The sequence below is a fragment of the Cecembia rubra genome, assembly GCF_003014575.1.
Lineage (GTDB): Bacteria > Bacteroidota > Bacteroidia > Cytophagales > Cyclobacteriaceae > Cecembia_A > Cecembia_A rubra.
Genome location: NZ_PYGF01000002.1, coordinates 261,949 through 275,181 on the forward strand (window position 1 = coordinate 261,949; position 13,233 = coordinate 275,181).

14 protein-coding genes are annotated in these 13,233 nt (G+C 38.4%); 9 read left to right on the plus strand and 5 right to left on the minus strand.

Annotated elements, in window-relative coordinates; genetic code table 11:
- Positions 1–63: 63 nt before the first annotated feature.
- A complete protein-coding gene (locus CLV48_RS05915) occupies positions 64–843 on the minus strand; it encodes a hypothetical protein (protein WP_245889499.1) in 780 nt (259 codons plus the stop codon).
- A gap of 322 nt (positions 844–1,165) precedes the next feature.
- On the opposite strand from CLV48_RS05915, the gene CLV48_RS05920 reads away from it, so the two are divergent.
- Together CLV48_RS05920 and ctlX are read left to right on the plus strand one after the other, a co-directional pair.
- Positions 1,166–2,080 carry a hypothetical protein gene (locus tag CLV48_RS05920; protein ID WP_106566341.1) on the plus strand — a complete coding sequence of 305 codons (915 nt, stop codon included), beginning with the start codon at positions 1,166–1,168 and terminating at the stop codon, positions 2,078–2,080.
- Between the two features lie 27 nt (positions 2,081–2,107).
- A complete protein-coding gene (ctlX, locus tag CLV48_RS05925) occupies positions 2,108–3,043 on the plus strand; it encodes a citrulline utilization hydrolase CtlX (RefSeq protein ID WP_106566342.1) in 936 nt (311 codons plus the stop codon).
- Here the strand turns inward: ctlX and CLV48_RS05930 are convergent.
- Together CLV48_RS05930 and purB are read right to left on the minus strand one after the other, a co-directional pair.
- Positions 3,035–4,597 (minus strand): SulP family inorganic anion transporter, encoded by a 1,563-nt coding sequence (locus tag CLV48_RS05930; RefSeq protein WP_106566343.1) that lies wholly within the window; start codon positions 4,595–4,597, stop codon positions 3,035–3,037. The two genes, ctlX and CLV48_RS05930, sit on opposite strands and share 9 nt — an antisense overlap.
- A gap of 145 nt (positions 4,598–4,742) precedes the next feature.
- Complete coding sequence (gene purB / locus CLV48_RS05935) at positions 4,743–6,092, minus strand: adenylosuccinate lyase (protein WP_106566344.1); 1,350 nt, start codon at positions 6,090–6,092, stop codon at positions 4,743–4,745.
- Between the two features lie 276 nt (positions 6,093–6,368).
- Here purB and CLV48_RS05940 point away from each other — a divergent pair, with 276 nt between their 5' ends.
- Together CLV48_RS05940 and CLV48_RS05945 are read left to right on the plus strand one after the other, a co-directional pair.
- The gene (locus CLV48_RS05940; protein WP_106566345.1) at positions 6,369–7,472 is read left to right on the plus strand and encodes a ferredoxin--NADP reductase; all 1,104 of its coding nucleotides are present in this window, start codon (positions 6,369–6,371) and stop codon (positions 7,470–7,472) included.
- A gap of 6 nt (positions 7,473–7,478) precedes the next feature.
- Positions 7,479–7,970: a hypothetical protein gene (locus CLV48_RS05945; RefSeq protein ID WP_106566346.1), complete on the plus strand. Its 492-nt coding sequence runs from the start codon at positions 7,479–7,481 to the stop codon at positions 7,968–7,970.
- 187 nt (positions 7,971–8,157) lie between these two features.
- On the opposite strand, the gene CLV48_RS05950 is transcribed toward CLV48_RS05945, so the two are convergent.
- The gene (locus tag CLV48_RS05950; protein ID WP_106566347.1) at positions 8,158–8,472 is read right to left on the minus strand and encodes a HesB/IscA family protein; all 315 of its coding nucleotides are present in this window, start codon (positions 8,470–8,472) and stop codon (positions 8,158–8,160) included.
- 115 nt (positions 8,473–8,587) lie between these two features.
- On the opposite strand from CLV48_RS05950, the gene CLV48_RS05955 reads away from it, so the two are divergent.
- From CLV48_RS05955 to CLV48_RS05975, 5 genes are all read left to right on the plus strand, one after another.
- Positions 8,588–9,109, plus strand: coding sequence for a DUF7935 family protein (locus tag CLV48_RS05955; RefSeq protein ID WP_106566348.1), 522 nt, complete (start codon positions 8,588–8,590; stop codon positions 9,107–9,109).
- Between the two features lie 9 nt (positions 9,110–9,118).
- Positions 9,119–9,532: a YkvA family protein gene (locus CLV48_RS05960; protein ID WP_106566349.1), complete on the plus strand. Its 414-nt coding sequence runs from the start codon at positions 9,119–9,121 to the stop codon at positions 9,530–9,532.
- A gap of 18 nt (positions 9,533–9,550) precedes the next feature.
- Positions 9,551–10,267 (plus strand): Rossmann-fold NAD(P)-binding domain-containing protein, encoded by a 717-nt coding sequence (locus CLV48_RS05965; RefSeq protein WP_106566350.1) that lies wholly within the window; start codon positions 9,551–9,553, stop codon positions 10,265–10,267.
- A 2-nt stretch (positions 10,268–10,269) separates the two neighbouring features.
- Positions 10,270–10,722 (plus strand): D-aminoacyl-tRNA deacylase, encoded by a 453-nt coding sequence (gene dtd / locus CLV48_RS05970; RefSeq protein WP_106566351.1) that lies wholly within the window; start codon positions 10,270–10,272, stop codon positions 10,720–10,722.
- A 91-nt stretch (positions 10,723–10,813) separates the two neighbouring features.
- Positions 10,814–12,295, plus strand: coding sequence for an ATP-binding cassette domain-containing protein (locus CLV48_RS05975; RefSeq protein WP_106566352.1), 1,482 nt, complete (start codon positions 10,814–10,816; stop codon positions 12,293–12,295).
- On the opposite strand, the gene CLV48_RS05980 is transcribed toward CLV48_RS05975, so the two are convergent.
- Entirely contained in the window at positions 12,292–12,960 is a 669-nt protein-coding gene (locus tag CLV48_RS05980; RefSeq protein WP_106566353.1) for a metallophosphoesterase, read from the minus strand. The two genes, CLV48_RS05975 and CLV48_RS05980, sit on opposite strands and share 4 nt — an antisense overlap.
- Positions 12,961–13,233: the final 273 nt, after the last annotated feature.

Genomic DNA, 13,233 nt, shown 5'->3' on the forward strand with positions numbered 1-13,233 from the left:
CGTTATTTCAATATTTCTCCTATCCCAATATCCATTCAATATCCAATATCAATAAATATCAAATTATAAGAGCGGATTCGACCTTTTCACAAACTCATTGTTGAAAGAATAAATCAGACTCAAATTCCAGATCCAGTTGTCAACTTCAATTTCTGAGACTATTTTTTTGCTGATGATTGATCCTAATGAAACAGGAAAGTCTTTCCTTCCAATGACAAAAGATGAGCTTCCAAAATACCCGTCTTTTTCATTCATCTTCAGGTAGAACAGCTGTGGACTGGCATTGAAGAAGTATTTTTCAGAAAGAGGTATTTTGGTAAACTGGGAGCCAAGTGCCACAAACTGATTGAGAGCATAGGGTATTTTGCCCAAACTTCTGCCTGCCAGGTACAGGAAACTAACTGTTACTTTATGATTGAAAGTATACCTGGGAGAGATTTCAGAGGCAAAAAAGCGCTTGGCTTCCATACTTGGGATTAAGGTTCCATTGCCATTTGCCACCATTTTATTCTCAAAAATAAAGGCGGGATGTGAACCCACGTGAAGTTTGAATTTGTCGGACTTGATGATTTTGTAACGCCACCAGAAGATAAATGACCAAGGCTGTCCATCCAAAGCAAAGCGCATCTCAGGGTCAAAACTCAGGCGCTCTCCCCCCAAAGACAGTTCAAAAATCGCTGCAGGACGGTTTAAGGAAAATGTAGGAATCAAGGAAAGGCCATTGTTGGTCACGCTGATATTGCCCCTGAAATGCCCTATTCCTGATTTTTGATTTTCCTGCGCATATGAAGCAGGAGAAAAACTTAGCCATAAGACTGCCATCAGGCCAATTGCTAATGACAAAGGGTTGTTTTTTGAATTGCTGGGTTTCACTATTAGGTTCTTAAGTTCAAATATTGGAAAATAAAGATCCAAATTATTCTGAATCAGATGTTTTTGACCTCAATTTATGTCACAAAGGTAATACAATACTTTCCGAGTAGAGAATCAGATTCAAAGAATTCATTGCAAAAATCAAACAATTTGGTTTTGGTTTTAAAGGTCATAAGAATAATGTCCCGATATGGGATAAATCAACACCATTAAGATGTTCTATATGGGGATACTCATAAAAAATTAACAATTCTTAATAAATCCTGTAATTTTATGCTCGTTCAGTTAAAATATGAGTACCAATAAATATTATATCATTAAGAGCTTTTTGCTTTTTTTGGCCTTGCCATTTTTGATAGCAGAGAGGATACCTCAGTCCAAAAAACTGCCCATAATTCCCTTATACCAGGATTCTCTGTTTACTGGACCAAAAAGTATGGGGAAAATCTACAACAGGGCCATCGATGAAGCCAGTGGATTGGCATTTTCCAGAAGGCATCCAGGAATCTTGTATACCCACAATGATAGCGGGGGAGATCCGGTGATTTACCTTATGGATACAGTGGGACGACATGTTGGGCAAATCACTTTGGTGGGTGTGAAAAACAGGGATTGGGAAGATATTGCAGTAGGTCCGGGACCGGATCCAAATAAAAATTACATTTATGTGGGCGAGATAGGGGATAATGCCGGTCGGTACAAGCATATCAAAATTTTCAGAATACCAGAGCCCAAAGCATTGGCAAAAGAAATGCAGGCTCAACCTGAAGTATTGCTTCTACGGTATCCCGATGGCCCGAGGGATGCAGAAACTTTGATGGTAGATCCCATATCACATGATATTTTTATTTTATCAAAAAGAGATTCTGTTAATATCCTTTACCGTGCACCTCAATCTGCTTTTTCACAAGGAGAATACACCCTAAATAGAGTTATGGAATTGCCCTTTACCATGTCTGTTGCAGGAGATATTTCTGCTGATGGTTCCCAGATTATCATAAAAAATTATTTTTTGGTTTTTTATTGGGAAAGAAAGTCAGGTGAAACGGTACCTGATGCATTAAAAAGAAAAGCGAAAATTTTGCCGTATAAACCTGAACCTCAGGGAGAGGCAATAGCTTTTCTGCCAAATGGGAAGAGTTATTTTACTTTAAGTGAAACCCGATTCAATATTCATCCGGTGCTTTACAGGTATGATAAAAAATAAGTAATTTGCTTATCTGATTCAAGTTTTATGTCCCAACAGACCACTTCAACAATTTTGATGGTGAGACCTGCCAATTTTGGATTCAATCCAGAGACTGCGGCCAATAATTTTTATCAAAAGAATGACCAAAGGTCACCGGATGAGATCAATGCGCTGGCACAGGAGGAGTTTGATGGATTTGTTGGACTTCTCAGACAGAGGGGAGTGCAGGTACTGGTAGTTGAGGATACCTCTGAACCCTGTAAAACAGATGCTGTTTTTCCCAACAATTGGTTCAGTACCCATGAAGACGGGAAAGTGATCCTTTATCCTATGTTTTCCCCGAACAGGAGGCTGGAAAGGAGAAAAGATATTCTTGAATTTTTGATGCAGTCCGGTTTCAGCATTTCAGAAATCGTAGATCTTTCTTTTTTTGAAAAGGATGAACAGTACTTAGAAGGTACGGGCAGTCTGGTTTTGGACAGGCAAAACCGTATCGCTTATGCTTGTAAGTCTGTCAGGACACATCCTATTCCTTTGGCTTATTTTGGCCGTTTGCTCGGCTTTGAGGTGTTGGATTTTGACGCAGTTCAGACAGTAGAGGGGAGAGAAGTCCCCATCTACCATACCAACGTGATGATGCATGTGGGGACCGATCTGGCAGTCGTCTGCTTGGATAGTTTGCCCAATTTCTCTGAGAAATTGAAACTCCAGGAAAAGTTGTCCAAAACAGGCAAAAAGATCATTCCGATAACTGCAAAGCAGAAGTTCCAGTTTGCGGGAAATATGCTGGAAGTTAAAAATGATAAAGCTCAGAAGTTTACGGTAATGTCCGATACGGCCTATCATGCTTTAAACAAAGCTCAAATAAAATCTATAGAGAAGTACACTGAAATTTTGGTACCCAAAATCCCCACCATTGAAAAATTGGGTGGAGGAAGTGTGCGCTGCATGATGGCGGAAATATTTCTCCCTTTAGTGTAATCCACTGACTTTTATTCCACGGATTTTGATGGTGTCCACATCAATATTCCTGCTCGGCGCATTGGTTCTGAAGTTTTCAATTACCTCCAGTACATCGTGGTCAATAACTTTGGATTTGGAACCATCGATAATCACATGTTTTCCATCTGGAATTTCTTCCAAGGCCTTGATAAGAGCACCTTTGTTCAGGAAGCTGACTTCCTCAGAGAGGGTGATTTTTATGGTGTCGCCATTATCGGCTTTTTTGCTTTCCAATAAATAAGAATTCTGGAAATTTCTTAAAAGGATATACACAATAGCTACGCCCATACCCAGTCCGATTCCAATCAGTAAGTCAAAAATGACAATACCTAAAATGGTGATAATGAAAGGTAAGAACTGATCCCATCCTAATGAAGCCTGAGATTTGAACAAGGAAACTTTTGCCAATTTATATCCTACCATGAGCAGGATAGCTGCTAAGGAGGCCAATGGAATTAGGTTGAGTGCCTTTGGGATGATGAGCACACTCCCAAAAAGTAAAAAGCCATGGAAGATAGCAGAAAATTTGGATCTGGCACCTGCGCCTACATTGGCTGAACTCCTTACAATAACCGCAGTTACAGGTAGGCCACCGATGAGTCCATTTACCATATTGCCCAATCCTTGGGCAAAAAGCTCTCTGTTCGGAGGTGAAATCCTTTTGTAAGGATCTATTTTATCTGCTGCCTCCAAGCTCAATAAAGTTTCCAAACTTGCAATTACTCCAATGGTAAATGCAGCCAACCAAACATCACTATTGAATACCTGCGTGAAATCCGGAAAAACAAAAAGATCCAAGAAGCCGTCAAAAGAACTCAATACAGGTAATACAACCCGATCTTCTACGTCTAAGTAAAAGGAAGGCAATATTGCTTTGAAGAGAAGATTAATTCCAATACCTAGGAGAACCACCACTAGTGGTCCGGGGACCAATCGGGAAAATGCAAGTTTTTTGATGATTGGCTGATCCCACACAATTAGGACTATCATTGATAAAAGAGTAATTAGAATAGCCCCCAATTCAAATTCCTGACTAAGATTTCTTAACTCCATTACAGATTCCCAATCATTGATAAATGGGATATAATTGGCCAAACTTTTACTTTCATTTACTCCAAACGCATATGGGATCTGTTTGATGATTAAAATTATTCCAATTCCCGCAAGCATTCCTTTGATGACAGCTGAGGGGAAATAATATCCGATAACTCCCGCCTTCAATACTCCCATAAGCACTTGAAAAACCCCAGCAAAGAAAACAGCTGTTAGAAATATTTCAAATGATCCCAGTTCCGTGATGGCATTTAGCACTATTACGGTTAATCCTGCTGCAGGTCCTGAGACAGAGGTATGGGAGCCAGAGAAAAAACCCACTATAATCCCTCCGACCACGCCAGCGATAATACCTGAGAAAAGTGGAGCCCCCGAAGCAAGAGCAATGCCCAAACATAAAGGTAGTGCTACAAGGAAAACTACCAAGCCTGCGGGCAGGTCATTGCTAAGGTAAGAGAATATGGATTTTTGGCCATTCATAGTTAAAAAGCTTAGGAATTATTGTTTCACAGCCTAAAATAGGCTTTTTGCTATTGAAAAATATAGTATTCGAAAAAATAAAATAAGAAAAAACCCTGCTTTACACAAAAGAAGCATAAAACAGGGTTAATTTCAGTTATAAAATTTATTTATATATTCCTGTATAGTTGAAAGGACTGATTTGCCTAAGTTCATTTTTGACTGATTCCGTCACATCCAAAGTCTCAATAAACCTATGAATCGAATCTTTAGTGATTTTTTCATTGGTTCTTGTCAGATCTTTTAAAGCTTCATATGGTTTAGGATACCCTTCTCTTCTCAGAATGGTCTGGATAGCTTCTGCCACTACAGCCCAGTTTTCCTCAAGATCAGCATCAATAGCAGCTTTATTAAGTTCCAACTTGTTTAGCCCCTTTATAAGTGATTCAAAAGAAATCAACATATGGGCAAGAGGAACACCTATGGTTCTTAAAACTGTACTGTCAGTCAAATCCCTTTGCAGCCTGCTGATAGGTAATTTTGCAGATAAATGCTCCAACAAAGCATTGGCAATTCCCAGGTTACCTTCTGCATTTTCAAAATCAATAGGATTGACTTTATGGGGCATGGCTGAAGATCCAATTTCTCCAGCTTTGATCTTTTGTTTGAAGTAATTCATTGCCACATATTGCCAAATATCCTTTGAAAGATCTAAGAGAATGGTGTTGATCCTTTTCAGTCCATCAAAACAAGCGGCAAGATTATCATAGTGCTCAATTTGGGTAGTAGGATAACTCCTTTCCAGATGTAGGTATTGTGCTACAAACCGCTCAGCAAAACCATTCCAATCAAATTCAGGATAGGCCACTTGATGGGCATTCATGTTACCTGTTGCACCACCAAATTTTGCAGAATAAGGAACCTGCTCCAACAATTCAAGTTGTTTTTCCAATCTGCTCACAAACACTTGGATTTCTTTTCCCAATCGGGTAGGAGAAGCAGGTTGGCCATGGGTTTTGGCCAACATGGAAATGTCTTTCCAATCTGTTGCCTGTTCTTTGAGTTTGGCAATGACCTGATGAATAGAAGGAAGAATTATTTTTTCAAGCCCATCCTTCAGCATCATGGGTGTTGCAGTATTGTTGATATCCTGGGAAGTCAGACCGAAATGTATAAATTCCTTGAATTTTTCCAAACCAAGTTCATCAAATTTTTCTTTGATGAAATACTCTACAGCCTTGACGTCATGGTTAGTAATTTTCTCTGTTTCCTTTATTTTCTGAGCATCTTCCAATGAGAATTGCGCTACAATTTCCCTGAATTTTGGAAAAAGGTTGCTGTCAAAACCTTTAAGTTGGGGCAGGGGAAGTTCACACAAGGCAATAAAATATTCAATTTCCACATGCACACGATATTTGATGAGTGCGAATTCAGAAAAATAGTCACGAAGTGGGGCTGATTTGGAACCATATCTTCCATCCACTGAACTTACTGCCGTAAGAGTTGTGAGCTTCATAATTTTTGGATTATTGATTAAGCCTGCAAATTTATGCGATACTCTGATAAATTCCCTGTTTGGCAGGCATTTTAATATGGATATTAACTATGTGTTTCGAGTAATTAGAAAATTTGTGCTGAATTTTAAAAATCTGTCTACTGATTTCGGCGAAGAAATAAACCTGTTTGATAGAATTTTTGTTAAGTCAAATAATATTCTGAGCATAGGGCAGTAAATTGAGCATCGTGCATTAATTTTGGCCATTGAATTTGCCAGATCGGAAAAAAACAAGACATGTTTAATTTATTCAAGCGCAAAAAAGAAGATCATAAAGGAAGTCAGTACACTTCAATAAAAATAAGGGAGATTGTTAAAGAAACTCCAGATACAGTAACCATTTATTTTGAGCAGCCCGAGCCCTATTTGGATTATAAGGCAGGCCAATACCTTACGGTCATTTTGGATATCAATGGCAATGAAGAAAGAAGGTCTTACAGCCTTTGCACTTCTCCTTATGTGGATCCTCATCCAGGTATAACTGTCAAGAGAGTAAAGGATGGACTGGTTTCAAATTATCTCAATGACCAATTGAGGCCAGGTAAAACCATAGAAATTATGAAACCTATGGGGCATTTTACGACAGATTACCATTCCCAGAACCGAAGACATTTTGTATTGGTAGCGGGAGGTAGCGGAATTACACCAATGATGGGCATCACTAAATCTGTTCTTGTTAATGAACCTTTGTCTAAAATTACTTTGATTTATTGCAGTAGGTCTGAAAGTGAAATAATATTCAAAAAAGCCTTGGAGGACCTTGAAACAAAATATGAAGGGAGGTTAAAGGTCATCCATAACCTCAGCCAACCATCAGAGGCTTGGACAGGTTTAAAAGGAAGGCTGGATTCCCAAAAAATCAAAGATACTCTTTCAAGTATTTACGATCCGGATTTGAAGGAAACTGTCTATTTCTTATGTGGCCCTGAGGGGGTTATGGAAACTGCAGAACGAACTTTTCTTGAAATGGGAGTGGATAGTGAATTAATCCATAAAGAAAGCTTCTATTCAGATTTAGAGGCCAAAGAAAAAGAAATGAAAGCAGCAGGTAAGCTGGCTCCAGAACTGACTAGGGAAGTCGAAGTTGTCCTAAATGGGGAATCTTACCATTTTGAGGTTCCGGCAGGCAAAACGATCTTAGAGGCCGGCCTAGACAATGATGTGGATATGCCCTACAGTTGCCAGAGCGGTCTGTGTACGGCCTGTCGTGGGAGATTGCTATCAGGAAAAGTAGATATGATTGAAGATGCTGGATTGAGTAAGTCGGAAATCGAGGAAGGATATATTTTATGTTGTTCCTCCAAACCTGCCAGTGCTGATATAAGAATAACCATTGAATAAGCAATCTTGGAAAATTTAGAACTCAAAAAGATTTACGACAAATTGGAAAGGAATGTACTGATTTTGATCGCTATTCCGATTCCTTTTTTCGCAGTAGCCTATCTGAATTCCCAGAACGGAACATTTTCTTTGGATTTGCCTGAGGTACCTGCATTTTGGAATTCGTTCAGTTTAGGGTTTGTATATGTTGGTTTAGCACTTCATTACATCGATTTCCATTCCTCCCTAAAAAAAATTATTAGCTCCGATTGGAACTTGGAAGAGAAGGTTAAGAAATATGCAAGTGCCACCATGCATCGGTTCTGGATCCTGTTCATTTCAGCCTTGGTGTGTTCAGTGGGTTTGTTATTATTTGATAATCCAGGTTATACCATAGCTTTTGCGATAACCTTGGTTTTTTGTTCTTTGGGCAAACCTACACCGGACAGAATTATACGTTTGTTGAAGTTGAAAGGTGAAGAAAGACAGGAAATAGAATTGCTGAAGAGAAGGGGATAGATAAAAGATTAATCCTGAATCTTGATAGTGTCTTTGGATTGGTTAAACCCTAATGCATGATTCGGGTTAAAAATCTATATTAGATATTGGTGGATATTAATTGATATTAGGATATTGGCGAACATTAAACGGTAGGGCTACCTGATATTCCTTTTTTTGGATTGGAGTTTAGTTTGATAAATTCATATTAGACATCATGCCTTTTAGGGATGTCAGGGTTGACAAAAGTAAAACCCCTGGCATCATTTCCTTCATAAAAATCTACCTGCATTCCCATGAGAAACATGTAGTGCTTTTTTTCAATCAAAACAGGAATACCTTCAATTTCGAATTGCTGGTCTCCCTCTTTGGGCTTATCAAAACCTAAAAGATAGGACATGCCACCACATCCACCGCCTTTTACTCCCACTCTAAGAGAATAATCCATTGGGATGTTTTTATTGGCTATGATGTTCTTTATTTCTTTTTGGGCTTTTTCTGTAATTTTTATTGGGATCAGCATATCTTTTAAATGCGGTTTCTAATTTGGAAGTTCAAATTTAGATTGAAAAAATATCAAAACTCAAAGTTTCATCCCAAGTATTATTTTTGGATATTCGGAGCATAAATAAAAAATCATGGAGTATATCGCTGATTTACTGAAAATCGTTTTGCCAGCAGGTTTGGTAATCTATGGTATGTATCTGACCATTATGTCATTTCTGCAAAAAGAAAGAGAGAAAATGCTGGTAGAGATCAAAACACAGAATACCCAGACCATTTTACCCATCAGGTTACAGGCAGGAGAGAGGCTCTGTCTTTTACTGGAAAGGATCACTCCCAACAACCTCGTAAGAAGGGTAAATGACCCGGATTATTCATCCCGGGATCTTTACAGCCAATTACTGCAAGAGGTAAGGGAGGAATTCAACCACAATTTGTCGCAACAGGTATATTTTACCGACGAAACTTGGGAAAGTGTAAGAAGGGCTGTGGAAAGCGTCATCACTATGGTTAATACTGCTATGCAGGATATGAGCAATGAATCTCGAGGGATCGATCTTGCAAAGCGCATTTTCCAGCTTTCCCTGGAACAAAAAAATGATGCGATTCAGCTCGCGCTCAAAAATGTAAAGGATGAAATCAGGTTGTTCTTCTAAGTGACAGTTATGGCATCATTCAGAGACAAGTCGGTTGATTTTTTCACTAAAGCTAAACTTGTTTATCAGGCAAAATCCCAGGAAATTGCTGGAGAGGACGGTAAACTCAGGAAGCTTATACTTCAGGTAAAAGAGCGCTTGGAGAAGGTATCTGACAATCCCAAAGTAAAGACTGCTTTGGAACCCATTCTGGTATTCAAAAGAATGATACAGGCCCACCTTTCTGGCGAGTTTAGAGTGACCAATAAAACCTTGGGTCTTATTGTCCTTGGCTTGGTTTATTTTATTACTCCATTGGACTTTATTCCTGATTTTATGCCATTGATCGGTTTTGCGGATGATCTTTCTGTTTTAATCGCCATTTACAATTCCGTCAAGCATGAAATTGATGAGTTCAAAATGTGGGAAAAATCAAGGTTTTGAAATTAACTATGACAATGAATGAAAAAAATAGCTTTTTTGGCAGGAACATCTGGATTAATTGGAATGCAGCTTTTGCATCAATTGATCAAAGATTCAGGATATGATGTCATCATTTCAGTTGGAAGGCGAAAGCTAGCACTGAAACATGAGAAATTGGTGCAAATTGTTGGTGATATGACTGGATTGATGGATTGGGATCTGGAGGAGAAACTGAGGGCGGAAGATATTGGTGGTTTGATGTTTCCTTTATGGGAAGCCATCAGAAACCAAAGCCTTCAAATCCATGCCTTTTGCACTTTAGGCACAACCATCAAAAATGCGGGAAGCCAATCAAAATTCAGGGAAGTGGACCATGATTTTGCAATTGGATTTGCGGTATTTTGCAAAAAATTTGGAGCAAGTAAATTTTTGATTGTGTCCGCTATGGGTGCAGACCCGCAGTCCAAAATATTTTACAATCAAGTGAAAGGGGAAACAGAAGAAGATCTTAAGATAATACCTTTTGAATATTTGGGGATTTTTCGTCCTTCTTTGTTATTGGGGCAAAGAAGTGAATTCAGATTTGGTGAAGAAGTGGCAAAAATATTTATGAAGCCTATGGTTTGGTTCAAACTTGCCAAAAACATAAGACCTATTTACGAGCACCAGGTGGCTAAGGCTATGATCCATTATGCCAATCAAGAAAAATCAGTTAAAGTGGAAGTGATAACTTCCGGCGAAATGCAAAATTATTAGAAATGATTGCAGTAATTCAAAGGGTTTCTTCTTCCTCAGTAACTATAGATGGGAAGGCTAAAGGACAAATTGGTAGGGGGTTGATGGTTTTATTGGGGATTGAAGAGGCGGATAATCAGGAAGATATTGAATGGTTGAGTAAAAAAATTGTGAATCTCAGGATTTTCCCTGATGAAAATGGGGTTATGAACAGGAGCGTTTTGGAGCAGGGAGCTGATATTTTGTTGATTTCCCAATTTACCCTACATGCCAGTACCAAAAAAGGCAATAGGCCTTCCTATATAAAAGCTGCTAAACCTGATTTTGCTGTACCTATGTACGAAAAATTCATTATTGCCTTACAGAAAGATCTAGGGAAACTTATTCAGACTGGGGAGTTTGGAGCAGACATGAAAGTTGCCCTTGTCAATGATGGTCCGGTAACGATAATTATAGATAGTAAAAACAAGGTGTAGGTTTTTTTTGAATTTGGGAGATAGGGGGCAAGAATAGGTAATTTGGAGAATTTGATTTACGATAAACCTGGAATACCATAAATGGACGAATATGAAAACTCTTATCAAGATTTCAGGAGCAACTGTGCGTTTAATGGACCAAGTGGTCTTTCTAGATCTTGATTTTGAATGGAAAGAAGGACAGCATTGGGCTGTTATAGGTAATTCTGGAGCTGAATTGACTGCTTTTTTGGATACCTTATTGGGAAGGACGATGCTCACACAAGGTCAGGTCACACGACCATTTGCAAAATCTTATCAAGAAGAAAAAAACCAAGCAGGAGAGGTGAATTCCTTTCGTGACTTAATAGCAGTTGTTTCTCAAAAGTACCTCTTCAGAAATAAATCCAATTTGCAGAATTTTTACTATCAGCAGCGCTTCAATTCTTCTGAATCTGAAGAAGCGGCTACTGTACTTGAATATCTTGTTGAATTGGAGCCACAAATTCCAGGTCCTTGGGATATTAGTTCGGTCATTCAATTTTTGAAACTGGAGGAATTGAAAAATGAATCCCTTATCAAACTTTCCAATGGGGAAACCAGAAGGCTGGCCATTGCCACTGCATTGCTAAAAAATCCCAAGATCTTATTAATGGATCAGCCTTTAACAGGACTTGATATTCAGACAAGGCATAATTTTGATGGGATTCTTCAAGGAATAATCGCATCTGGCATTCATGTGATACTTTCTACACATAGTTTTGAAGTGCCAGAAAGCATAAGCCATGTTGCAGTCTTAGGAGACAAAAAGATAAAAACTGTGCTTGAAAGAGGACAGTTAAGTAAAGAGGAGGTAGACAATTCCTCTCTGGATATATTTAATCAGGAGGAATTGTCGGAGCTATTGAAAGAGGGGAAAGGAATACCGAGAGGTGAAATTGTCAAGTTGAATCAGGTCCATATACAGTATGGAGATAAACCCATTTTAGATAATTTAAGTTGGACTATCCTTGCTGGAGAAAAATGGCTGCTTAGAGGTCCTAATGGAGCTGGAAAATCTACTTTATTGAGTCTTATTATTGGGGAGAATCCACAGGCTTATGCTAATGATATCTGGCTTTTTGGAAAGAAGAGAGGTACTGGAGAAAGTATTTGGGATATTAAAAAGCAGATTGGTTTTGTAGCTCCTGAGTTAAGCCGGTATTTTCCGGCCAATCAGACTTGCTTGAAGGTTGTACTATCAGGCCTTTTTGACACCATGGGGCTTTTCAGAAAAACTACACCTGAACAAGAGAAATTAGCGATGGCTTGGTTGGGTCTGTTCCGTCTGTCTTCATTGGCTCAAAAAATATTAGGAAAGGTGAGTCTGGAGGACCAAAGGTTTGTGCTCCTGGCGAGAGCATTAATTAAAGTTCCTCCTCTATTAATATTAGATGAAGCGTCCCAAGGTATGGATGAGTATCAGCGTATTTTGTTTAAGAAGACCATTAATCAAGTATGTTCACTTTATCCCTTGACATTAATATATGTAAGTCATTATCAAGAAGATGTTCCTGAATGTGTGGACAAAGTATTTGAATTAAAACATGATTAACCAGCAGTTTTTTCAATGTCTCTATAATCAGTTGGGATAGAAATAATTTCTTTGAAATTTCCGTCCTTTTTCAGTTTAATTCCTGTCAGACAAATCCCCCCATATGCCCCTGTATCAATATTCCATGAATTGGATTGCGATTGATATTCTGGTTTGCCCTCCAATCTGGGAGTGTGCCCTATGACTTGAATTTTTTGTATATTTTTCAAAGGTTTTCTATTCCATAGAAGGCCATTTGGGTCCAAAGGATTGAAGGGATATTGAGCATAATCAGAAACACCTGCATGAGAAATAAAGACATGTTTATTTTCCCAATACAATGGAAGATCCCTTAACCAGATCATGTATTTAAGTGGATCGATACCAGCAAGCTCAAATTTATTCAGGGTGTCTATGCCTCCATTAAATTCCCAAACACCTGCGTTGTCCCTTTTTAAAAGGAAATCTACCATCATCTGTTCGTGGTTACCTTTTAAAAAAACAGTCTGCTTTTTAAAAGCCAATTGAATTTCGTAGGATAATCGGACAGTGAGGTGAGGAAAATTGCCTCTATCCACTAAATCCCCAACCTGAATGAGGTTTTCAGTCTTAGGGTTCCAGTGCTCTAATAATTTAAGATAGGTGAAGAAGCAACCATGTACATCGCCGATAATAAATAAGTCCATTTTCTAGCAAGTAATTTTTCTGTTTTTTCTATTACGATTATCCGCAATCATACCACTAACTGAATTTCATAGAATTTACCTGTAAATTAGAATCAATATCCAGGAATAACTTGTCCTACGAGGTGGATCCAATATCAATTAACATTATTATGGTTTAAAACCACATGTAAAATGATTATTGGTATCATTGAGGACATACATATTTTCGATGAATGTATCTCTAATACTTCAACCTTTCTTGATTCTCAAAAAGAAAATATGTATAATAGTCTG